Annotated in this window: 16 protein-coding genes and 2 pseudogenes; 5 read left to right on the forward strand and 13 right to left on the reverse strand. The window is 59.2% G+C overall.

What is annotated here, in order from left to right; translation table 11 throughout:
• Positions 1 to 33: 33 nt before the first annotated feature.
• The 4 genes from AC0QTX_RS17050 to AC0QTX_RS17065 all read right to left on the reverse strand — a co-directional run bounded on the left by AC0QTX_RS17050 (position 34) and on the right by AC0QTX_RS17065 (position 3,797).
• Positions 34 to 2,283 (reverse strand): xanthine dehydrogenase family protein molybdopterin-binding subunit, encoded by a 2,250-nt coding sequence (locus tag AC0QTX_RS17050; RefSeq protein WP_474605009.1) that lies wholly within the window; start codon positions 2,281 to 2,283, stop codon positions 34 to 36.
• Between the two features lie 2 nt (positions 2,284 to 2,285).
• Positions 2,286 to 2,756 (reverse strand): (2Fe-2S)-binding protein, encoded by a 471-nt coding sequence (locus AC0QTX_RS17055; protein ID WP_474605010.1) that lies wholly within the window; start codon positions 2,754 to 2,756, stop codon positions 2,286 to 2,288.
• 214 nt (positions 2,757 to 2,970) lie between these two features.
• Complete coding sequence (locus tag AC0QTX_RS17060; RefSeq protein ID WP_474605028.1) at positions 2,971 to 3,150, reverse strand: peptide-methionine (S)-S-oxide reductase; 180 nt, start codon at positions 3,148 to 3,150, stop codon at positions 2,971 to 2,973.
• A gap of 365 nt (positions 3,151 to 3,515) precedes the next feature.
• Entirely contained in the window at positions 3,516 to 3,797 is a 282-nt protein-coding gene (locus AC0QTX_RS17065) for a DDE-type integrase/transposase/recombinase (protein WP_474605029.1), read from the reverse strand.
• A 1,115-nt stretch (positions 3,798 to 4,912) separates the two neighbouring features.
• Between AC0QTX_RS17065 and AC0QTX_RS17070 the strand changes: the two genes are divergently transcribed.
• The 4 genes and pseudogenes from AC0QTX_RS17070 to AC0QTX_RS17085 all read left to right on the forward strand — a co-directional run bounded on the left by AC0QTX_RS17070 (position 4,913) and on the right by AC0QTX_RS17085 (position 8,321).
• On the forward strand, positions 4,913 to 5,749 hold the full coding sequence (locus tag AC0QTX_RS17070; protein ID WP_474605011.1) for an enoyl-CoA hydratase/isomerase family protein: 837 nt from the start codon (positions 4,913 to 4,915) through the stop codon (positions 5,747 to 5,749).
• A 98-nt stretch (positions 5,750 to 5,847) separates the two neighbouring features.
• A pseudogene (locus AC0QTX_RS17075) lies at positions 5,848 to 6,603 on the forward strand (IS5 family transposase).
• A gap of 78 nt (positions 6,604 to 6,681) precedes the next feature.
• Positions 6,682 to 7,940: pseudogene (locus AC0QTX_RS17080) on the forward strand (IS701 family transposase).
• 27 nt (positions 7,941 to 7,967) lie between these two features.
• The gene (locus AC0QTX_RS17085; RefSeq protein ID WP_474605012.1) at positions 7,968 to 8,321 is read left to right on the forward strand and encodes a heme-binding protein; all 354 of its coding nucleotides are present in this window, start codon (positions 7,968 to 7,970) and stop codon (positions 8,319 to 8,321) included.
• 62 nt (positions 8,322 to 8,383) lie between these two features.
• Here AC0QTX_RS17085 and AC0QTX_RS17090 read toward each other — a convergent pair whose 3' ends face one another.
• The 4 genes from AC0QTX_RS17090 to AC0QTX_RS17105 all read right to left on the reverse strand — a co-directional run bounded on the left by AC0QTX_RS17090 (position 8,384) and on the right by AC0QTX_RS17105 (position 15,201).
• Positions 8,384 to 8,698 carry an aldehyde dehydrogenase family protein gene (locus AC0QTX_RS17090; RefSeq protein ID WP_474605013.1) on the reverse strand — a complete coding sequence of 105 codons (315 nt, stop codon included), beginning with the start codon at positions 8,696 to 8,698 and terminating at the stop codon, positions 8,384 to 8,386.
• Between the two features lie 800 nt (positions 8,699 to 9,498).
• Positions 9,499 to 10,455, reverse strand: a complete 957-nt coding sequence (locus AC0QTX_RS17095; protein ID WP_474605014.1) for an enoyl-CoA hydratase/isomerase family protein — start codon at positions 10,453 to 10,455, stop codon at positions 9,499 to 9,501.
• A 390-nt stretch (positions 10,456 to 10,845) separates the two neighbouring features.
• Entirely contained in the window at positions 10,846 to 13,623 is a 2,778-nt protein-coding gene (locus AC0QTX_RS17100; protein ID WP_474605015.1) for a PAS domain-containing protein, read from the reverse strand.
• A 390-nt stretch (positions 13,624 to 14,013) separates the two neighbouring features.
• On the reverse strand, positions 14,014 to 15,201 hold the full coding sequence (locus tag AC0QTX_RS17105) for a sensor histidine kinase (protein WP_474605016.1): 1,188 nt from the start codon (positions 15,199 to 15,201) through the stop codon (positions 14,014 to 14,016).
• A gap of 153 nt (positions 15,202 to 15,354) precedes the next feature.
• Between AC0QTX_RS17105 and AC0QTX_RS17110 the strand changes: the two genes are divergently transcribed.
• Complete coding sequence (locus tag AC0QTX_RS17110) at positions 15,355 to 18,435, forward strand: AAA family ATPase (RefSeq protein ID WP_474605017.1); 3,081 nt, start codon at positions 15,355 to 15,357, stop codon at positions 18,433 to 18,435.
• Between the two features lie 152 nt (positions 18,436 to 18,587).
• On the opposite strand, the gene AC0QTX_RS17115 is transcribed toward AC0QTX_RS17110, so the two are convergent.
• From AC0QTX_RS17115 to AC0QTX_RS17135, 5 genes are all read right to left on the reverse strand, one after another.
• Positions 18,588 to 18,725 (reverse strand): hypothetical protein, encoded by a 138-nt coding sequence (locus tag AC0QTX_RS17115; RefSeq protein WP_474605018.1) that lies wholly within the window; start codon positions 18,723 to 18,725, stop codon positions 18,588 to 18,590.
• 28 nt (positions 18,726 to 18,753) lie between these two features.
• Entirely contained in the window at positions 18,754 to 19,170 is a 417-nt protein-coding gene (locus AC0QTX_RS17120; RefSeq protein WP_474605019.1) for an organic hydroperoxide resistance protein, read from the reverse strand.
• A gap of 160 nt (positions 19,171 to 19,330) precedes the next feature.
• Complete coding sequence (locus AC0QTX_RS17125) at positions 19,331 to 20,650, reverse strand: ATP-binding protein (protein ID WP_474605020.1); 1,320 nt, start codon at positions 20,648 to 20,650, stop codon at positions 19,331 to 19,333.
• Complete coding sequence (locus AC0QTX_RS17130; protein WP_474605021.1) at positions 20,647 to 21,387, reverse strand: response regulator; 741 nt, start codon at positions 21,385 to 21,387, stop codon at positions 20,647 to 20,649. Before AC0QTX_RS17130 ends, AC0QTX_RS17125 begins: the two co-directional genes overlap by 4 nt.
• A 111-nt stretch (positions 21,388 to 21,498) precedes the next feature.
• Positions 21,499 to 22,494: an alpha/beta fold hydrolase gene (locus tag AC0QTX_RS17135; RefSeq protein ID WP_474605030.1), complete on the reverse strand. Its 996-nt coding sequence runs from the start codon at positions 22,492 to 22,494 to the stop codon at positions 21,499 to 21,501.
• Between the last annotated feature and the right edge of the window lie 197 nt (positions 22,495 to 22,691).

A 22,691-nucleotide genomic window follows, 5' to 3' on the forward strand; every position in this document is an offset into this window, starting at 1 on the left:
TTTAGGGGCGCCTTTCGCACCAGAGGTATGCTGTCATTGTGGTTTCCCTTTAGATCCAGTCTCGCCACGTATATCGCCGAGTGACGATGGCTGTTTCAATACGTCGCCCCTGATTGGCAGCTCTCGCAGGCGCTTACCGGTTGCCGCATAGATTGCATTGGCCACAGCCGGCACGATCGCAGAGGTTCCAGCCTCACCCATTCCGCCTGGTGGCTCCGCACTCTGTACGATGTACACCTCAACGGACGGTGCCTCGTTCATTCGCAGCAATTGGTAGGTGTCGAAGTTGGTTTGCTCGACGCGGCCATCCTTAAGCGTGATCTCACCGTAGAGCGCTGCAGTGATGCCAAACATGACCGCGCTCTGGATCTGCGCTTGGACGGTGTCAGGATTAACTACGGTGCCGCAATCGACGGCGCAGACGACTCGCCGGACCCGGACCGTTCCATCCTTCGAGACCTCCACCTCAGCCACTTGAGCCAAATAGGTTGCAAACACGAACTGCAAGGAAACACCACGTCCTACTCGCTCCGGCAGAGGGTTCCCCCAACCGGCCTTTTCCGCGGCAAGGGCAAGGACCGCTTTGGCGCGCGGTGTCTTGTTTAGCAGGGCCAACCGATAGGCCACGGGATCCCGCTTCGCTGCTGCGGCCAGTTCGTCCATGAAGCTTTCGATCACAAAGACATTGTGCGATGGTCCGACGCTGCGCCAGAACGCCGTAGGAATACCGGGAGGCTCCACTCGCAGGTATTCAACTTGCACGTTCGGCAGATCATAAACTAGATCGATCGCGCCTTCAGTGCTGTCCGGGTCGAGACCATTTTGGAACGCCGGCGGGAGGTATCGCGCAACGACCGAAGAGCCCGCGAAGCGATGGTTCCAGGCGACTGGCCTTCCCGTCCCGTCAAGGCCAGCAGAAATGCGGTCGTACCAATACGGCCGATACATGTCGTGCTGGATGTCTTCCTCACGCGTCCAGACAACCTTAACGGGGCCATCGACGTGCTTGGCGATCTCTACCGCGCGATTGACGCCGTCGGCCTCAAGCCGCCGCCCGAACCCACCGCCGATCAGGTGGTTATGCACCACCACACGGTCCAGCGGCAGTCCAGCGGTCCTCGCCGCCTCTGCCTGTACCCGTGCGATGGCTTGAGTGCCGACCCAGATTTCGCAGCCGTCCTGGCGGATATGAACTGTACAGTTCATAGGTTCCATGGCCGCGTGCGCCAGAAAGGGAACTTGGTAAATCGCCTCGACGGTGCGAGCTGCCAATCCCATGGCTTGGCCGGCGTCACCAATGTTCTGCGCTACCGGACCCGGATTGAGAGTTGCCTGATCCAGCTCATTCACAATCATCTGCGTGTTGAGTTTGGCGTGCGGGCCATCATCCCAGTCGATAGCCAGGGCCGCCATGCCTTTAACTGCCGCTCCCATATGGTCGGCTACGACAGCAACGGCGTCGTCGAGCCGCACGATCTGACGCACGCCCTTGACAGTCTTGGCGGCAGTATCGTCCACGCTCTTGACTCGGCCGCCAAAGACGGGTGATTGCGTTAGAGTCGCGATCCTTACACCCGGTGGCCGAACATCGATGCCGTAGACAGCCGATCCGTTGACCTTCACCGGTGAGTCCAGGCGCTTGGCGGAGGTGCCGATGAGCTTGAACTCGTCGGGACGCTTGAGCTCCACACGTTCGGGGACCGGTATCCGGGCTGCATCGGCCACCAACTCACCATATGCAATCTTTCGCCCAGTGGGGCGGTGAAGCACCTCACCGCGATGTGCGCTGCACGAGGCAGAATCGACATTCCAGCGCTGTGCTGCCGCAGTGACCAGCATGGCTCTGGCTGTCGCACTCGCTTGGCGCAGGGGCTGCCATGCGCCACGGACCGCGTTCGAATTGCCTGTTGCCTGCACGCCCAGCAACGGGTTGACATAAACCTTTTCGTCTGGTGGAGCATGCTCCAGGCGCACCTGCGGCAGGTCGACCTCAAGCTCTTCTGCAATCAGCATCGGAATAGACGTATAGGTGCCCTGGCCCATTTCCACATAGGGCATCGTCAGGACGATCTGCCCATCGCCAGTTATTCGGATGAAGGCATTCGGCATAAAATCGTCGGCGGGAGTCGCCTCCGCGGCACCCGAGGAGAACGGCAGCCTTAGGCCTAGTAACAGGCTGCCGGCCGCTGCACTAACCTGAAGTAAACTACGTCGGGACAGCTTGTGCGCTGATCCAGGCTGTCTCAGATCGGCCGAGCTGGATCGGACGGCATCGTGAGCCATGATCAACCTCCCTGCCGAATGGTTTGCGCGACCTGCTTGATCGCCTCACGGATGCGCAGATAGGTCCCGCAGCGGCAGATGTTACCGGACATAGCACCATCGATATCAACATCAGTCGGATCCGGGTTGCTCGTCAGCAGCGCCACGGCGGACATGATCTGACCTGATTGACAGTAGCCGCACTGAACGACCTCTCGATCCAGCCAAGCCTTCTGGATCCTCGCGCCCATCGTTGTTGCACCAATGGCTTCGATGGTCGTGATGTTGGAGTTGCCGATGCTATCGATCGGAGTGACGCAGGATCGCGTCGGGACGCCGTCAACATGCACAGTGCAGGCACCACAGAGTGCCTTGCCACATCCGAACTTGGTTCCCATCAGCCCGAGCACGTCGCGTAGCACCCAAAGTAGCGGGGTATCGCCGTCGACATCAGCTTTGTACCCACTTCCGTTGACGTCGATCATGAAGGTCATCGCATCCTCGTTGGTAATCGAGCCATTTACGATCGAGTTGACGATTGAACACGGCGTAATCTTAAACCGCGTTGAATCGACAAGAACCGCTATCAGCACCTAACTGTACACCGCACCCGGCCCGGCGTCGGCATATCGTGCCGGCAGTTCCTAGTCCCGGCGAATGAGAGCGCAGGCGTAGCTGCTGGGATAACATCCCAAATAGACCTGATGCTCAGGTTTGGCTTTCAGGGACGGGGTAACGCAAGGCTGCTTCCGTCTCACCCAATCCGGACCAGAGGTCGATTGTACAGGCATCCGCAATCGTATCTTCAACGATGCACTTCTGCTCGTTGCTAGTATAGAATATCGCTGACCGGTAGCTCGCGCCGACATGGTTGCCCCGACGACGGATGTCAGCATCTTCAGAACTATCCTCTCACTTCTCCTTAAGGTCGCTTAGTCCAAGTCGCACACATTGGGCGCCGCTCATTGGAATATGTCACTTGGACTTTGGTACCGACGATACTTCAGTATCAATCGATGAGCGATCGCGTTGCCGGAACACTAGTAAAAGGCGCACAGACGAAATCCTCGGTTCAATATTCAGTGCAAGCGCTACCAGTGGCGATCTAAAAATGGCCAACGGCCTGATCAAGAGAACATCAGGAAACCCGTTGGTTAGGCCTTTGAGAGTTTAAACGGCGGCATGACCAAGCCCATCCGCTGCAAACATTGCCTTGCACCGCAGATGGTCGCCTATACAGTTTGGCAGCGGTGTCACGGGAACTGACCTTGTTCTGCAAGTGTCCATTTTGGCGGTGTTCCGTTTCCATCGGCGTGCACCTGATGAGAACCCCTCACTTGGTTGTTGTTTTGCAGACCCAGCTCGTGGCCGGCCGAAGGTCCTAGCTTCCGCTTAGCAGTTCGGTAGAATCGCAGCTTGTCGAATATGAGCAAAGTGGGCGTACAGCCTTGCTTCTTCAGGAGCTTGCGCATGACCGTCAGTGCGGCAGCCTTGTCGCGCTTAGGCTGCACAAGAATGTCGATGATCTCATTGATACTGTCTGGCCCACGTCACAGGGACATTCGCCTGACCTGAATCAGGGCAGCAATCTCATTACGGGGCCAAGTCCCCATAGGTCTCGCACGCAGCCGAGGCAGATTGCGAGCGAAAGCAGGCCCGAACTTGAGTACCCACCGGCGGATAGTCTCAGGCAGAAAGTGGTGGTGAGTAGGAGGTGAGTTAAGGCTCCTTACCCTATCGTGGCTCCATCAACGTGTCAGCCAACCTTGTGACAAAGCCTAATTGAGTCTTTTGACCGGAGCACTTTCGCCAACGACGTCTGGTCATAACACCGTCTCAGGGAAGCCGATCGGCTGAGTGCCACCCTTTGGCTGTGTTCCGAACGAGAGCGAGACGGACCCTACGTTCACCGGCGTTCGATTCGGGCGTGACATTGTGGCACCACCTGATTGATACATCCGCATTCACTTCTGCTCGATGATGAAACAATGGAGATACACCGATGTGGTTCTATTATTCCTAGCACGAGCCATTAGGAGATATGGATGCTTACCGGGATGAATGATCAAGACTGCCGACTGCCTGCCGATGATGGACCTAGGCCGTCCTTTGCTATCAGTTCAACGAATCCGCCAAAATTAGGCAATCGACAGTCGAAATCGACTGGCAACCCGATCCTGATGTTTCAATCCAAAACCTCATTCGGCCACGATAGGCAAGCTTTAGCCCCTCGCAGAGAATTATCTGACCTGCTCGCGGGAACGCCGGCGCCCAGCTGCAACATAGATTACCAACGTCAGGAATTGGAGGAGTTGAGAAAGCTCGTAAGGGACCTGCAGATATTCGCACCAAACAGTTCTTTGGCGGCCATAGCGGAGGCAAAGATTAGGCGTCTGTGGAGAGCGAGTACCGGCTTAAAGTCTTCGAGCGACTAGAGCCCGCTAGGATCTGCATGATAGTTGCGAGTTCGATCCTCCCTTTTTGGCCGCTGCCCCTATCCCTTATTGGTTTGGCAGCGACGGGTCGCAAAGTTCGGAAGATGTGAGCGCCAGACCGACACTTTGGTGTCGGCAATACCATCGTTCAATGGAAGCCTCGGAGTTCACGAGACACCTTTTGGAGATCCGACCACTCGCCACCGGAGGCTCCCGTGGACGCAAAGACGACGCCAGCTCAGATCCGACTAACGCGCCGTACCCCCGCTTTCTGGCGCGCTACCTTCGACAACCCGCCGCTCAACGTGATGGGCCCGGAGATGGTCCGTCAGTTCCAGACGTTGATAGAAGCCATTGAGACCGACCACGATGTGCGCGTGGTGGTGTTCGACAGCGCGGTAGACGGATTCTTCCTCAACCACTCCGATTTTACCGGCCGGTTGGAAGATATGACGTCCCTGCCGAATGGTCCGACTGGCCTGCCACCGTGGCCTGACTTCCTGGTGCGTCTCACCCGAGCACCTGTCTGCTCAATTGCCCAAATCCGCGGCCGCGCGACAGGCAACGGCAGCGAGATCCTACTTTCCTGCGACATGGCGTTCGCCAGCCTCGATAAGACAGTCATCTCCCAGTGGGAAGTCGGCGTCGGCATGGTGGCCGGCGGCGGCCCCATGGCGCGGCTGCCGGGCCAGATCGGCCGCAACCGCGCCATGGAGGTGCTGCTTAACTCCGACGACATCCCAGCGGATCAGGCTGAGGCTTGGGGCTATATCAACAGGGCCCTCCCTGATGCCGACCTTGACACCTATGTCGATGCGCTGGCGACCCGGATCTCCAGGTTCGACAAGTGGGCGATCGCCCAGACCAAGCGCTTGGTCAACACGAGCCTGCCGCCAGATGTCGAGCTTGGCGCTGGCTGGGATGCCTGCGTAGCCTCTCTCGGCCGGCCGGCTGCCCAGGACGGGATCAGGGCACTCACCGCGCAGGGGTTTCAGGAGCCCGGCGACGTCGAGACGCGGCTCGGCTATTACCTGGGCGAGTTGCGACGCTAGAGGCTGTTACGGACTTGGCTTGAGGTCATTGCCGTTCTGGCAGGATGACCTTTGCTCGCAAACCTTACCCGTCCGATGTGTCTGATGAGGACTGAGCGCTGGTGGCGCCCTATCTGACGCTCCTGCTCGAAGCCTCAGGCCAGCGGGAGCACTCCCTGCGCGAGGGGTTCAACGGCCTGCGTACCATCATCAAAACGGGTGCGCCCTAGCGCTGGATGCCCAACGATCTGCCGCCTTGGGCGGCTGTCTACCAGCAGGCCCAGCGATGGCTCAACGCCGGCTGCTTTGAGGAGCTGGCGCATGACCTTCGCGCGGTCCTGCACCTGGCGACTTGGCGCGATGAGGAGCCTACGGCGGTTCTCGACAGCAGGACCTTGCGCTCCAGCCCTGAGACCGGAGCCCAGGCCGGCTATGATGGCGCCTAGCACAAGAAGGGCTCCAAGCTGCACATGGCGGTCGACACGCTCGGTCACCTCCTGGCGGCCCACGTCTCACCCGCCACGGCCGATGATCGGGCTGGGGGAAACTGGCACAAGCGGTGCAGGTCGCCACCGGCGAGAGTGTGGATCTGGCTTATGTCGATCAGGGCTACACCGGTGAGAGAGCCGCGGATGCCGCCCGGGAGCATAGGATTGAGCTGGAGGTGGTGAAGCTGCCTGAGGGCAAGTGCGGCTTCGTGCTGTTGCCACGCAGATGGATGGTTGAGCGGACCTTCGCCCGGGGGGCGCTTTCGTCGCCTGGTGCACGATGAGGAGCGTCTACCTCAAACTCTTGCTGACCTGCATGTCATTGCACTGGTCTGCATTATGCTACGACAGGCCGTAAACTACATCGCAATCCATAACAGCCTCTAGCACTACTTTGGCAGGTAAGAGGAACCGGGCGAACTCCATCGACTTTTCTCGCTGAAGGATTTTGCGCGGGAGGTCGTCATGAGCACCTCAGTGGCGTGGGAGCCCGAACTTCAATCCTGGCTTGAACCCTTCCTCACCCACCTGCATCACCCAGCCCGCCAGCGCATGTGTCCGCTCTATGTGGCAGGGCTGATTGGCCCCGGTGAGCGCAAAAGCCTGCAGCCCATCGCGGCTCGGCTTGCTCCTATCGGCTACGACCAGCTGCATCACTTCGTGTCCGTGGGGCCGTGGGATGAGGCCCCGCTGGAGGCCGAACTGCTGGCGCAGGCCAATCGGCTTGTGGGTGGCCCTGAGGCTGTCCTGGTAATCGACGATACCGCTCTGCCGAAGAAAGGCACCCACTCGGTGGGTGTTGGTCCGCAGTATGCCAGGGCGGTGGGCAAGAAGGCGAACTGCCAGGTGCTGGTTTCCCTCACGCTTGCCAAAGATGAGGTGCCGATCCCCGTCGCCTTGCGCCTATTCTTGCCTGACACCTGGGTCAAGGATCCCGAGCGCCTGCTGCGCGCCGGTGTGCCCGAGCCTTTCTGGACGGAGTGCTCGAAACCGCAGATCGCACTGACTGAGCTCCAGCGTGTCATGCAGGCTGGCGTGAGCTTCAGGGCGGTGCTGGCCGATGCCGGCTATGGCATCAGCGCGCCCTTCCGGCAGGCGCTCACGGCTCTCGGGTTGCTCTGGGCAGTGGGCACAGTGCGCATTCAGAAGGTTTATCCGGCCGATGTGCAGATGGTGGCCTCCACCACCACGCGCGGACGACCTCGCAAGACGCTAATCCCGGATCAAGAGTCCATTGCGGCCGAGGCCATGCTGGCGAAGGCCTGCTGGCGCCGGATTACGTGGCGGCGCGGCACCAAAGGCCTTTACAAGCGAGGTTTGCCGCCATGCGGGTGCGGGTGGCCGATGGACCGGCGGTTCAATTGGGCGGGCAGGCCGCCCAGCACCTGCCGGGCGACGAGGTCTGGTTGGTGGGTGAGCATCGCTCGTCGGGGGAGCGCAAGTACTATCTATCCAACCTGCCACCTGACACGCCGCTGAAGCAGTTGGCGTCTCTCATCAAGGCACGATGGGTGTGTGAGCAGGCGCATCAGCAGTTGACAGAGGAGCTTGGGCTCGATCACTTCGAGGGCCGCTCGTGGCGCGGGCTGCACCGGCATGCATTGCTGACGCTGATTGCCTATCTGTTCCTGCAGCATCTGCGCCTGCGGGCAGCCACAGGGGAAAAAAGTCAGCGGACCACCACCGCAACCCAGCTTGCCGGCCATCCGGCGCATGCTGCTTGATCATCTGGCGCACGCCATGCGTCTGCGATGTCCGTTCTGTCGCGCCCGCTTCACCCTTGGCTCACCCATGAAAGTGCCAAAGTAGTGCTAGCCGCTAGGCCGTTCAACGCAAGTCGCAGGAGCAGACGATGCGTCTGCGCGCGCAAGGACGCCTTGGTTGAGCGCGTCGGGGCCGAGGCGGCGAACGCCAGAGTGTCTGTAGCAATCGCCATGGTCGACGTGCACGGTAATCTGGTGTTGCAACACCGCATGAACGGCGCACCCCTCTACGCGATCAGGATCTCCAAGCGGAAAGCCCAGACCTCCACCTTGGTACGGATGCGTGCGCAGGACCTGCTCGCCCTCGGGTCGCGCCGCCAACCATTCTACGTGCTCCTCTGAGCGGCAGGCAGACGCTTCCGTCTACTGGGCAAGGGCATCCCGCTCGCCGAGGCCGGTGAGGTCTACGCGAGCATCAGAGTCGGCGTGGCTAAGCCAGTTCGAATCAGGCCAATTACAAAGGATATTGGCGCTTCCACCTGTGCCGTCCACAGCCACCCGAGAAGGTCGGCACGTCGAGCCAACAACTCGACAAAACATCGTAGATAGTCTGAACGCTGCACGCCAGTCATGCGAGGCCAAGGGCCTTGGTTAAAGGCGTAACGCGCCGCTACGATTGCGTGACCCACGTCAACTGTGTCAGCCAAAGGAGCACCAACGAGCTCGACTTCCGTTACAGGATTGACAACAGGTACCCGCTTGGCCGAGCGGCTCTGCACCCATCCGCTTCGATGGAAAATCGATCGCGAATGTTCTGCGAGATCTCTCTTTTGATAGAGAACACAGTTTATCGTCCTGGCTCAATCGATGCTAACGGAGAGGTGTACCTGGAGCGCTTCTGATACGTGCGGAAGAGCATCGGCCCGTAGGAGGTCTCGTTTCAGAAGATTAGCACCACTTCTAACGGCCGAACTCCTGCAACACTTTCGCACCCCTTCACAACGTCTCAAGAAGTCTATCGCAGAGACGGCATAACCCCCTCAGCACTCACTAATTGGCGTCCTCTAGTTGGTGCGTTTCGAGCGAGAAGTGTGGTGCGCCGCCAAGTCGAAATAATCGCCAGAATGCGGTGTCGCCGGTCACAAGCATGGATCCCCCATCCGGGGCTGATAGCTCGCCGGAACAGAAAACCTTTTAGTCAATCATGGTTGGCCACAGGTTCACTTTCTAGGCCATCCGTGAGGTCGGCGCCGAGCGTGATATGTTGCACCCGGCGCCGAGATCTGGTTTCCGTTGATAAATTCCGGCAACTCCCGAATACAGGATGATCTCCTCGTATGATTGAACGGATACGGGGACTGTGGTCCAACATACTTGCGATCGCTTCACTGGGTGTACATCGATGGCGAAATCAAGCTTTTGTCAGAGAGTGCACCTGATACCACCCCCAAGCCGCGGCGCACGAACAGCTGCAATCTGGTGCAATCCATCCCATGGTCGAGGGTTCATCAGCTTGCTCGAAGCGAACTTGCCATCGAACTATCCTTCAAGGAAGCCTTGGCCCTCTCACCCGTCCCTTCTATCGTTTGTCAACCTGCTTGCTGACTTCACCCGTATATCTGGCCAAGTCAGTCTCCACAGCCGGGTCCTTTTGGAGTCCGTACTCAAGCAGCATCTTGATTCGCTGCTGCGCTGCGGGACGCTGCACCGATGTGAGGAACCCGCTCCATTCCGCCCCGATGTCGCTGTCGGGTGGTAGGCTAGCATTATTGACGAGCGCTTTGATGTCTGCGATCGATTGTTTGTCAAAGGTTGCGATGCGCTGCGCCAAGGTGTCGACGAAGGTGTCTAATTCGGTATCGGGAAGTGCGCGATTGATATAACCATAGCGTTCTGCCAAGTCGGCCGGGATATCATTACCGCTCAGTAGTATCTCTAGCGCACGGCCTCTTCCTACCAGTCTGGGAAGGCGCGCCATTGGACCGCCGCCAGGGACAAACCCGGCTCCAATTTCAAACTGCGACAGAGTAGCTTTCTCAAGGCTGGCGAAGCGCATGTCGCTTGCCAGCGCCAGTTCGCTGCCGACGCCTGTTGCACGGCCGCGGATTTGGACAATTGACACGACTGGTGCGCGGCTTAACCGAACCAGCATGTCAGGCAAGGGTGGAAGCCCTGTTGGACCTGGAGCCATCCTAGTCGTGAGCTCGAGCGGCGCGGTGAAATCGTAATGGGTCAGGAAGAAGCCAGAGGTCGCGCTATCGAACACAACGACCTTCACCTGCGGATCGGCCTCGACCTGAGTGATCACCGCGTTCAGCTGCGGCATCGACTCCGGACCAAAGATGTTGAAGGGCGGATGATCGATGGTGACACGCCAGTATGCTGGCGAAATCCGCGTAATCTTAAACTGCTGATCGGCGGCAGGCCTTTCGCCGTGATGTCCCGTCGCTTCCGTGCGTAGTGGCTCACCATCGGCCGCATGGGCAAGAACCAAGGTGCAGAGGGCGAATCCGACAGCAACAACAATCTTTCGCATCGATTATCCTCCATCTCATCGATCGGAAATGATCGAGACTGTGCAGATAAAGGTATGTGATGCGCCAGAGACAACCAATTGCACTTAGGTGTCGTCTGGTTGAGATGCTTCGCATGAACCACAAGATTGGGAGAAACGCCAAAATACACCAAATGCATGTAGATGATACTCGGGCTGCGTTTACTTAGTACAAGGCAAACGGTGCATACAACGGCATCTAATATGGAATGTGGCTGTGGCCGCGAGCACAAATCGGCGATGGCACTGTTTGACGCAGTGATGCCTGTAAGACATCAGGGCCATTTGCGGCCACTGGCAACTTGCATATTTGCATCGTAGATTTTTTTGCGACGTGCGCCGGAACGCAAGGACTAGGCTTTCAGCACCATCTTATGGCTCCGATGCAGCACCGGGCGAGCAAGGGATAGAGAAGGAGAATGTTGCACCGGGCCCGTCATTGACTGCAGCCCACAGTCGCCCTTTATGACTTTCGATGATGGATCGACTCACGGACAAACCCACACCCATCCCGTTTGTCTTGCTCGTGTAGAAGGTGTCGAATACTCTCTCGACTGCCTGTTCGTCAACGCCGACGCCGACATCCTTAACGGACAATTGAACTGTTTTGTCACTGTGGAGACGGGTTTGGATAATAAGGGTACGATGCCGGTCGTTAACCTCAGCCATGGCTTCCGCTGCGTTTAACAAGAGGTTTAGGATTACCTGCTGCAGTTGAATGCGGTCACCTGATACCTCTGGTAGATCCTCTGCCAAGTCAATGTGCACCACCACGCGGCTACGATTAAGCTCGCTGGAAGACAAGGCGATGACCTCACGAGTTGCATCGTTGAGATCCACCTGCTCGATTGTCGGCGCCTTTCGGGCAAACAGTGCGCGCAAGCGTTTGATCACCTCGGTAGCGCGGTTTGTATCCCGGATCGTTCTGCGAGCCGTTTCGGATGCGCCTTCAATATTCGGCGGGTCGGCGGAAAGCAGCCGCAGGCAAGTGCTCGTGTTGTTGAGAATTCCGGAAAGTGGCTGGCATACCTCGTGCGTGATCGAGGCAGTCAATGCGCTTAGTGTTGTGACACGAACCACATGAGCAAGCTCCGCGCGCGCATTGCTGAGTGCCTCTTCACCGCGCTTAAGCTCCGATACATCTTGAACCGCGCCCACAAACACGGGTTCTCCGGAGCTGCCCTCAATAGCATGAGCCACAACGTGCAAGTATTTGACCCCTTCTCCGGGAGCTATGATCCGAAACTCACCATCAACGTCCTGCCCTTTGCGGGCCCGCTCCAGTAGGCTGTTCACTGTTGTGACATCATCAGCGTGAATTAGATCACCAAGAGGAATAGTTGGGTTGGGATCCTCAGAGTCTAGGCCGAGGATACGGTACATCTCTTCGGACCATTGCCGCTGGTCGGTTGCTGGGTCCCAGGCGAAGCTTCCCGTCCGACTGAGTCTCTGCGCGATCGTGAGATAACGGTTCGCACGCCTCAACTGCGCTTCGCTTTCTGTCAGCGCCGCCTCGGCGAGTTTCGCCTCAGTGATGTCTTGAATCGAACCCATGAAAATGGGGCGGCTGTCGATATGCTCGATTACTTGGGCGAAGCCGCGCAAGTACTTCAGTTTGCCACTCGGAGTTACAATACGAAACTTGAAGTCGGCGTTATTGCCGGAGATGCCGCGCTGCATCTCGCGATTGAACAGGTCCAGATCGTCGGGATGAACGCGGTCCCGAACCGCCTGAACACTTGGCGTTGTTTTGGGATCCACTTCAAAGATGGAATAAAATTCCTCCGACCACTCGTGTTTGTCGATTAACAGGTCGGAGGTAAAGCTACCGGTTTTGCTGAGCCGTTGGCCCTCAGACAGCTGAGCATGTGCTCGACGCAGCTCTCCTTCGCTCGCCCGCAATGCCTCATCGGCTTGGGCCCGATCAATCGCGATACCTGCGATCTTCGTAAAGCGGTCGATGAGCTCCTTCTCGTCGTGTGTTGGGGCCAAGGCATCGCGACGGTAGATGGCGAATACGCCCGACGCCTCGCCTGAACTGGATATAATCGGCATTGACCAACAGGACGCGTATCCGTAGGCCTTCATCAGAGGTGGCCATGCTGATCCTGCCCATCTCGGATCACTGGCGAGATCCGCTGTGATGATCGGAACCTTCTTGATCACGGCCAGCGAACAGGGGCCATAGCCGCCGTCGATGGTCTTACCATCTAAAATCTGGTTGTACGCACTTGGTAGACTCGGTCCAGATCCAACCCGAAAATTCTCCCGATTGTTTGCCACAATCAGGATACTGCAGAAGCAACCGGGGGAGAGTTCTTCTACTAGCCGGCTCAGAGCGTCGAGCACCTCGGGCAGTGACCTGCCGCGCGCGACCATTTCAAGGATCCTTACTTCTCCCGCTAGCAAATCCTCTGCCCGCTTTAGGTCATGGACATCTGTCTGACACGATACGTAGCATTTGATCTTGCCATCATCGTCGTGCCAAGGAACCGCGCGCGCGCGCAGCCATCGATAGACACCGTCGCTGCGCAACATTCGATGCTGCGCATCGTACATTTCACCGGTCGTCAGAAGGCGAGTCAAGTGATCATACACCTCAGAATGGTCATCAGGATGAATGGCGCCACTGGTTGACCAGCGCTGCAGTTGTTCAACCGACATACTAAAGTAGTCGCGAAGCTCCTTGTTCCAGAACACAGGTACACCAGCGGGACTGAGAAAAACCACTTGCGTCGGCAGCATGTCTAAGAAGCGTAGAAAGCGGCTGTCAGGCGTCCAAGCATCTTCATTGCCTCGTGCTTCGCCTGCATACCGGCCGATCCAGCACCATTGCCGCTTGTGATCCGGCGTTCCCGACAGCGCTGATAGGTAAAACGCGAACCAGTCATATTCTCCGTCATACCGCCGTAAGCGCCCCTTGATTTCCTGAGTGGGCTTCGACTGAGCGATGGCGCCCCAGGCATCCAAGAGCAATGGGAGGTCATCTGGATGGATCGCGGACTTCCATTGATGGTCGCGAGCTTCCTCTATATCGCTACCGGTATAGCGTTGCCATTGATCGTTGACGAACTCACAGCGTCCGTCATCCAGCGTTGTCCATACCAGCGCATGCGCGGCTTCCGCAGTTCCGCCGAGGTCGATCTTCATCAGGACATTCTCCTCGCGGCCTATAATCGTTATCTCTCCATCGGGAGGAGTGCGTCGATTGTACTTTGGTGTCGGTGCTGGCGTAGCGGACCGATGGGCTTGGGCCACCAGAGGAACCAACATCGCCGTTCGGCATCCAGCACCTCTGTCGCGTCGCCCCTGTCAACCAGATCGCCTCGTTGCCTGGACCGGGGGTGCGCCTGGTGAGCCTATGTCCGACTGGCGATCGCAATGCCGAGGTCGATTTCGATGATCCAGCTTTCAAGCTTACGAAATACGCGCCTTCGTCACCTATGGCCGCGCCGGGACGGTCGACGTTTTCTGCCTTGGAGCGCGACCATCGGCACAGGGACCAGGGCATGCGGGCGACGGCTGATGCCGCGGCGGCCGTCAGATGGCGACGTCAGCGTCCAGTCCGACCTGAGATTCAGCGGCGTACGGAATGCAGAAGGTAAACGTTGCGCCAGGGCCGTCATTGGCAGTTGCCCATAGATGCCCCCGGTGGCCCTCAATAATGGAGCGACTGAGCGACAGGCCGACGCCCATGCCGTGGGGCTTGGTGGTATAGAAGGCGTCGAACAGCTTCTCGATCGCATTGGAACCGAGCCCCACGCCCGTGTCCCGCACCGACAGCCTAACCCCATCTGGATGACCCAAGGCCGTCTCGACCAGAAGGGTTTTCGGCCGATCGTTGATACCGGCCATGGCGTCCAGAGCGTTGAGGATGAGGTTGAGGATCACCTGCTGCAGCTGAATCCGGTCGCCGTTGACGGCGGGCAGGTCCTTCGCGAAATGTGATTGCAGAACTACACGATTCTTTCGCAACTCTCCCGAAGAGAGGGTAATCACCTCTCGCGCTGTGTCGTTGAGATTGACAGGTTCAATGGTCGGCGTCTTCTTAGCGAACAGGGTCTGCAGGCGGCTGATGATGTCGTCTGCACGATTGACGGCTCTGATCGTCCGGCGCACCATCTCGGCGGCCCCTTCGACATTGGGCGGCTCAGCGGCCAGCATCCGAATAGAGGTGTGGGCATTGTTGAGGATGCCGCACAGGGGCTGTCTGATCTCATGTGTGATGGAGGCGCTCAGGGCACTCAGCGCAATGGCCCGGCTCAACCGCGCAACCTCGGCGCGCGCTTCGTTCAGCGCCTTCTCGCTGTGCTTCCGTTCCGTCAGGTCCATGACGGCACCCACGAAGATCAGCTCCTTCGATCGTCCGTCGATCGGGTGCCCCACTAAGCGCACATGCTTTATGGCCGCACCACGAGCCAGGAGGCGAAGTTCAACGTCGAAATTTTGGCCTTGGCGAGCCCGCCGCACGACGGAATCCAGGATCGATAAGTCATCGGCATGCACCGCGTTCCTGGGTAGGGGGAAGGTAGGAGCGCACGTGGGACTGATTTCGAGAATGCGGCACATCTCGGCAGACCAGTCGCCAACATTGCTCCCTAGATCCCAAGTATAGCTTCCGGTCCTGCTGAGCCTCTGGACCAGCGTGGACTGGTGATCCAGAGGCTGCAGCTTGGGCCGTCCGGCCGGCGGGTGAAGGGTATGGAAATGAGCGACGCGATCGGACATCTTGCTTCCCGGAACCTTTGGCGCAACAGCTTTGATTGGGATCTTAGCATGCGCTTTTCCGGGTTTCGGTTGTGTTTCGGTTGAGTTTGGGTTCCGCTCCACTTAAGCTATCGTTGGCGCGCTTGGGTTTAAGTGCGCGGAGCTGCATCGGGAATGGATGAGCTGCCTTGTTCCGAAGAGCAGGTCTATTTTGGATCGTTCACGCTGCAGCGGGACGAGTACAAGCTGTTGCGTCAGTCTGCGGACGGCCAGTGGACAGATGTGCCAATCAGGCCCAAGGCCTTCGATCTTCTCCAATACTTGGTCGACAACCCCGGCCGGCTAATTGCGCCCGAGGAATTCCTAGGCAGGCTGTGGCCTGGCATTTTCATTCATCCTCAGGCCCTCAAGGGCTACGTGTTACAGGTGAGGGCGGCCCTCGAGGACGACCCTGAGCAGCCGGCCTATGTTGAAACGGTCAGAGGCCGCGGTTACCGGTTCATCGCCCCTTTGCTCGGGGCGACGCGTCCGGCACGGACATCCACGGACTATTCGGACATCGTTCTGGTCGGGCGCGAAGACGCTTTGCGCGACCTGGCGGCGATGCTCCAGACAGCGACGGCCGGCGAAGCGGTCATGGCGTTCGTAACCGGCGACGCCGGAATCGGCAAGACGGCGCTCGTCAACGCGTTCCTTAAGGACGCTCCAGCGGCGGATGCGGTGGCCGTGGTCGGCAAGTGCTTGCCAGGCAGTGCGGAGTCCGATGCCTACTATCCGGTTCTCGACATCCTCGCCCAACTGGCGCGGACGCTTCCAGCCGACGAATTCACCAAGCGTCTTGCGAGGGTTGCGCCGACATGGCTGCTCCAGCTGCCCTGGCTGGCGCCGCAAACGAGCGAGCATCGGAACCATCATGAGGCATTGGGGGCGACCCCTCACCGCATGATGCGCGAACTGAGCGACCTCCTGCAGGATCTTTCGCGGGACCGGCCGCTCGTGATCGTCTTCGAAGATATCCACTGGGCTGACCAGCCGACGCTCGATTTGATCAACGCCATCGCCGCCCGCCGCCTTCCATCGCGCCTGATGGTAATCTCAACCCTTCGCACGGCCGGTGACTTCTTTTCCTTGAAGCCGGCCCGGGTTCTGTGCCAATCGCTCGCGCTCTATCACCTCGCTAAGGAAATCGCGGTACAGCCGCTCTCCGAGCCAGACGTGCTCGACTATCTGGCCGGCTTGGCCGGCAGTCGGGCATCGTCCGAGCTGGCGCACCACCTGCACGTCAAGAGCGAGGGCAACCCCCTCTACATGACCGCGACCCTCGACCACCTCGTCCAGGAGGGCCTGGCAGCTGTTGGATCCCACGGCTGGATTGTGTCCGAAGAGTTGGGCTGGCCTTCGCGTCACGTTCCTCCGAGCCTCGCGCGAATCATCGAGGCCGACGTCGAGAAGGTCGGGCCTAAAGCGCGGATGGTGCTGAATGCCGCCAGTCTCACGGAGGGGCCCTTCTCGGCTGCGATCAATCATGTAGCCACGCCGCTGAGCGAGGCAGAATTTGAACTCATCTGCGACGATCTCGCCCGGACCGGGACGCTCGTCCAACGCGCCGACATCGCTCTCCTACCCGGTAGCCGCCAGGTGCAATCCTACGTCTTCCGTCACGCGGTCTTCCGGGAAGTGATCTACGACGGTCAGAGTGCAACCAGTCGTGCGCTGGCGCATGCCAGCATCGGCGGCCGGATTGAGGAGATCCATCGGAGCGACCGCTCATCGGTGGCGTCGGTCCTCGCCCGGCACTTCCTAATCGGCGAGCAATGGGCGAAAGCCGTGGACTACATACGGCTGGCTGCACGAAACGCGCTTAAGCGTTTCGCGGCCCGGGAAGCGGCGACCGCCCTTGAGCAAGCCCTGTCAATCGTCTCGAACCTCACCGGGCAGGACGGGACCGATGTCCACCTCGACTTGCTCGAAGACCTCGCTAGGGTCTATGCCGGTATGCTCGACAAGCGCACGCTGGAGACCTACAGCGATCTGGCTGATAAGGCCGCGGATATAGGGCGTCTCGACGTTGAATGCCGCGCGTTGCTGGGTTTGGGCTACACGCTCGGCTGGACTGACTTGAAGAGGGCGTCCGACGTCCTCGGCCAAGCGATCGAACGCAGCACCAAACTCGAGGACCCGGTGGCCCGCGCACGGATCCAGACCTTCGCCCATGCCTGGCGCAGCTGGGCCGCCGGATGGAATGATCGGGAAGCGCAGGCCTGCAGCGCCGCCCTCGACATCATCAAGGCGCATGGAGACCTAGTGGCGCTGTGTGCGAGCCAGGTTGACTATTCTCTCATGCTCTTCATGTCCTCGCACTATGAGGAGGCGGCGACGACCATCCGTTCGGCATTTGACACGCTCGCAACGGAGGGGGGCAGCCAGCGCGTAGACCTGGGCTTGCCGCTTTGGCTCACACGGGTTTTGGAGCCGTCGGCCTATATGTATGCCGGCCGGTTGGGGAAAGGGCTTACGATCTTCGACCACGGCATCGCAAGCCTTCTCGACAATGGCGACGTCGCCCGCGCTTGCACCCTATTGTTCTACAAGGCCTATTTCCACCTCCATCTGCACGACTTCACTGCGGCCATCGGCCTCTGCGACAAGGCCATGGGTCTGGTCCAGGCAACAGCTTCCATTGAACTCTCACCGAACGAGCGCCAGGTGGAAATGGCCGTTCGCGGCATCGCGGAACTCGGCCTTGGACATCATGAGATCGCACGGGAAATGCTGGCGACCGCCCGCACGATGGTGCGCAAGAGCCGGAGCTTGACCAGTTGGCACTGGGGTTTGGCGCTCGAATGGGGTTTCACCGACGCCTGCTTGGCGGCGGGTCGTATGGATGAAGTGCGCGACTCCGCGAAGAGCTTCCACGACATGGCCTATGGCGCACCGGACAGGACTTGGCGCGCTCTCGCCAGTGAGGCAACGGCGAGGCTGGCCTTAGCATCGTGTGATTTGCCCCTGGCAAAACAAGCCCTGCAGGAAGCTTCGGCCGCGATCGGCGCCAACGCTGCTCCGCTCGCGGCGTGGAGGCTGCACGCCGTCTATGCCCACTACAAAGAACGGTGTGAAGACCCAGCAGGCTCGGCGCACGAACTTGAGTTGTCCAATGTAGTGCGATCACACCTAGCAAACACCCTTACAGACGACCACCCCGGCCGCCGGAGCCTCCTCGCCGCCACCCCGCTGTTTGGCCGCGTCGTGCCATAGAACCGATTTGCGGCTCGAATGGCTCGCTGGTCCTTACGTATGATGTATCGGCGGGTCGAATGAGGCGGCTATCTGCAATAGCGCCTCATTCAAAGTCATTGCCGTTTGCAGGAGCATTCCCCGCAAAACAGGGGCGGCCTACGCAGTCGTGATCATTGTTGTAAATTGCCAAAGATCGTTGACATCGCGAAGAGAGCGGCGAGCGGCGAGGGCTCCGGCGAGAATGCGTCATAAGCACAAGGTGCCGCAAGAATGGCGATCGCCAGCATGCCTGCAATAATGCGCTTCATCGAAACCTCCATAGCTGAGGAATAAATGTCACGCGACATACAGCTCGACATTGATATTACCGCGTGTTGCCCTGGAATAGGGGCAGGTCTGATGGGCTTCCTCGATCAGCTCCCGGGCGAGTTCCGTATCAAAGCCCGGCAGGCTGACATTCAGGCGGGCTTGCAGAAAATAGGCGCCTTCTGTGGTGCCCAGATCGACTTCCGCATCGACAGCAGTGTCCGCAGGGAGCCTCAACTTGCGCTTGCCCGCAGCGAGGCCCATCGCGCCGATGAAGCAGGCCGACCAGCCGGCAGCGAAGAGCTGTTCGGGATTGGTACCCGACTTGACTGTGCCCGGAGGAGACAGCTTAACATCGAGCTGTGCATCGTCGCTGCGCGCGAAGCCGTCGCGCCCGCCGGTCGTGTGGGTCTTTCCGGTGTAGAGGACCTTTTCGATCTTCGTCATGGAACGCTCCTTTATTCCGTCGCTCACAGCGACATCCACTGACGGGGAGTGATATGGAAGGTCGACGTATCCGGCATATTTCTAGAGTTGCCGAAAGTGTATCAAAGCGTAGCAACAAGTTGGAGGAATATTGTCCCGTACAAGGTGCCGGGATTTCCCGTCAACGAAGCGTCACTTCAGCCGCCAATCCACCATCGGCTCGGTTATAGATCCGAACCGAGCCGCCGATTGCCGCCGCCAGCTGCTGGGCAATGGCAAGCCCAAGCCCCGTGCCGCCGGTCTCGCGGTTGCGGGATGGCTCCAGCCGGAAGAAGGGCTGCATGGCGGCTTCCAGCCTGTCCTCCGGAATACCCGGGCCGCGATCTAGCACCGTAATAACAGTTCGATCATCCTCTCTTCGCTCAACGCCGATCTCGGCGCTGCCAGCAAACTTCAGGGCATTGTCAATGAAGTTCGTTAGAATACGGCGCAGGGCATGCGGCTTAGTCATGATCGTGCCCTGCACGACACCGAGGACGATGACCGCTTTTCCGGTGTCCTGGTAATCGTAGGCGATGCTGTCGATAAACGAGGGAAGATCGATACGGGAGGGTTTCTCGCCGTTGCTATGGGAACTGCGGGCATAGGCTATGCCGTCCTGCACCAGTCGCTCGACCTCGCTTAGATCGCTAACGAGTTTGTCCTTCTCGGGTGAGTCGTCCGCCAAATCGGCGCGCAGCCGCATTCGGGTAATGGGTGTCTGAAGGTCGTGAGAAATTGCCGCGAGAATCTGCACCCTTTCTTCCAGATAATGAGCAATCCGTTCGCGCATAGCATTGAAGGCCCTGGCTGCATGGGCGACCTCGCTCGGCCCTGCCTCACTAAGGGCTGGCCCCCGTCGGTTCGGATCGAGCGAATCGGCGGCAGCGGCAAGCGCGCTTAGCGGCCGGATCGTCTGCCGGACGGCGAGCCAGGCGCACAGGACGAGCAGCGCCATCTGCAGGACGAAAACGTAAGGCAACCAGTCCGCAACGGGCATGACGCCCCGCGGCGTGATATCGATCGTCAGTGGACTTCCGTCGCTGAGCGTTAGATGCGCCTGAAGCCGCACCACCTGTCCGGGAATGGCTTCGACCCGCAGCGGATAGCGATGGCCGACCGCCTCCTCGATCCTAGCGGCGATTTCGGCGCTCCGGGGTGACGTGTCCGGCACGCCCTTCAGCCCCTCGCCCAAGACGAAACGGTAGTTCCCGCGGCTGAGCCAGTCGATGAAGTTTGCTCTCTCGTTCGCCGGCAGCCGGTCGAGAACAGCGATCGAGGTTGCGACATCATTCTCGAGCGTGCCGAGCATCACTGCCTTCGCCGCCATGTAGCGCTCCAGGTAGAGCACTCCGAAAGAGAGACCATAAGCGACCGTCAGCCCGACGAAGAGAATGAAAAAGATGCGGGCACGCAGCGTGCTCGGCCACGGAAACGAGCTGACGGTATCTCTATCCTTCATGGCCGCGGCTCCGAAATCTCGACGGGAACGGAAAATACATACCCCTCGCTGCGAACTGTCTTGATGTAGGTCGGCTCGCGCGCGTCATCGCCGAGCCGCTGGCGCAAACGGCTGACCAGAAGGTCAATGGAACGATCGAACAGCTCGGCGTCACGGCCTTGGGTCAGATTGAGGAGTTGATCTCGACTAAGAACGCGCTGAGGATGGTCAATGAAGACTCGCAACAGGCGGTACTCCGCGCCGCTCAAAGCGATCGCGGTGCCTTGCCGGTCGAGGAGATGGCGGCCGACCGTGTCGAGCCGCCAATCGCCGAAAGCCAACACCTGCCCGGCCTCGCTGATCTGAAGGTTAGGCGGGAGCATGCGCGTCCGGCGCAGCACAGCCTTGACACGTGCCAGCAGTTCGCGCGCAGCAAACGGCTTGGCAAGATAGTCATCGGCGCCCATCTCGAGGCCTATGATGCGATCCATTTCGTCACTGCGGGCCGTCAGCATAAGGATCGGGATCGCTTTATGCCTGCCGGCCCGCAGTTCGCGGCAGAGCACCAGCCCGTCGTCACCTGGCATCATTATGTCCAGGACGATCAGATCGACGGTGTTGGCTTCCAGGAAGATGCGCATCTGACGTCCATCGGCAGCCACTGTTGCTCGCAAACCGTTCTTCTGCAAATAGGATTGCAGCAGCTCGCGGATCTCGCGGTCGTCATCGACAATCAGAATATGGTCGACATGCTCCATAGACGACACTTCAAATTCCTCGCTTAGTAGGACCCCATACTGCGCTCTTCTTTACCCTTGGAAGTGACCGCCGCGAAGCGGAGAAACGTCCTCGCCTCAGCCGGTCATGGCCTAGAATTGAGCAACGTCAAGGACCGCCCGGGCAAAAGCCTGTGGCGCCTCTTGCGGCAGGTTGTGGCCGATGCCGCCGTTGATCGTGCGATGTTCGTACTTCCCGGAGAACTTCTTGGCATAGGCTCCCGGATCAGGATGCGGTGCGCCATTGGCATCGCCCTCCATCGTGATGGTCGGCACGCTGATGATCGGAGCTCTAGCGAGCTTTTCCTCATAGGCGTCGTATTTTGTCTCTCCATCCGCAAGACCGAGCCGCCATCGATAGTTGTGGATGGTGATCGCGGCATGATCCGGGTTATCGAAGGCGGCAGCCGATCGCTCAAAGGTCGCGTCGTCGAACTTCCAGGTCGGCGATGCTGTCTGCCAAATCAGCTTGGCAAAATCGCGCGTATTCGCCTCATAACCCAGGCGGCCCCGCTCGGTCGCGAAATAGAACTGATACCACCAGGAGAGCTCTGCCGCCGGCGGTAACGGCCTTTTATTCACCTGCTGGCTTCCAATTAGGTAGCCGCTTACCGACACTATTGCCCTGCAGCGTTCCGGCCACAGCGCTGCCATGATGTTAACGGTGCGAGCCCCCCAATCACAGCCGGCAACAATCGCTTTTTCGATACCGAGCGCGTCCATCAGTGCGATTATGTCGGCGGCAAGTGCTGATTGCTGACCGTTGCGTGGTGTATCCTTGGATAGGAAGAGTGTCGTGCCGTAGCCGCGCAGGTAGGGGATGATGACGCGATAGCCGGCTAAAGCGAGGGTTGGAGCGACGTCGACGAAAGTGTGTATGTCATAGGGCCAGCCATGCAGCAGCAGGACGGCCGGGCCATTTGCAGGACCAACTTCCGCATAACCTACATTCAGCACCCCGGCATTGATCTGCTTCAAAGCCTCGAATGACGTATGCGTACCGGCCTTGACAGCGGCCGACGGCAAGGCCGCAGCGGATTGCGCCTTAGCCGAGGAGACGGCACCGAGATGGAAGGCTGCGGCGGTCATGGCGGCCGCGCCTAAGAAGTGGCGGCGCTGGTAATCGATGTCGTTGGACACGGGCTTCTCTCCGAGCTGCGTTGATCACGGTCGGAAGAAAGACGGCAGGATGTATCCCTGATGTGTCTCATGCGATCCGCTATTGAATATGGATGTAGCATTGGGCCCCCAAGATACATTCTGATACAATGCAGCGACCGTCGTGC

It is taken from the genome of Microvirga sp. jy35, from assembly GCF_056148915.1.

Coding starts and splice junctions, on each gene's coding strand:
- AC0QTX_RS17125 (WP_474605020.1), bottom strand. CDS start 20,650: ATGAAGGATAGAGATACCGTCAGCTCGTTTCCGTGGCCGAGCACGCTG.
- AC0QTX_RS17105 (WP_474605016.1), bottom strand. CDS start 15,201: ATGTCCGATCGCGTCGCTCATTTCCATACCCTTCACCCGCCGGCCGGA.
- AC0QTX_RS17110 (WP_474605017.1), top strand. CDS start 15,355: ATGGATGAGCTGCCTTGTTCCGAAGAGCAGGTCTATTTTGGATCGTTC.
- AC0QTX_RS17085 (WP_474605012.1), top strand. CDS start 7,968: ATGTCCGTTCTGTCGCGCCCGCTTCACCCTTGGCTCACCCATGAAAGT.
- AC0QTX_RS17115 (WP_474605018.1), bottom strand. CDS start 18,725: ATGAAGCGCATTATTGCAGGCATGCTGGCGATCGCCATTCTTGCGGCA.
- AC0QTX_RS17100 (WP_474605015.1), bottom strand. CDS start 13,623: ATGAAGATCGACCTCGGCGGAACTGCGGAAGCCGCGCATGCGCTGGTA.
- AC0QTX_RS17050 (WP_474605009.1), bottom strand. CDS start 2,283: ATGGCTCACGATGCCGTCCGATCCAGCTCGGCCGATCTGAGACAGCCT.
- AC0QTX_RS17055 (WP_474605010.1), bottom strand. CDS start 2,756: ATGACCTTCATGATCGACGTCAACGGAAGTGGGTACAAAGCTGATGTC.
- AC0QTX_RS17130 (WP_474605021.1), bottom strand. CDS start 21,387: ATGGAGCATGTCGACCATATTCTGATTGTCGATGACGACCGCGAGATC.
- AC0QTX_RS17095 (WP_474605014.1), bottom strand. CDS start 10,455: ATGCGAAAGATTGTTGTTGCTGTCGGATTCGCCCTCTGCACCTTGGTT.
- AC0QTX_RS17135 (WP_474605030.1), bottom strand. CDS start 22,494: ATGACCGCCGCAGCCTTCCATCTCGGTGCCGTCTCCTCGGCTAAGGCG.
- AC0QTX_RS17120 (WP_474605019.1), bottom strand. CDS start 19,170: ATGACGAAGATCGAAAAGGTCCTCTACACCGGAAAGACCCACACGACC.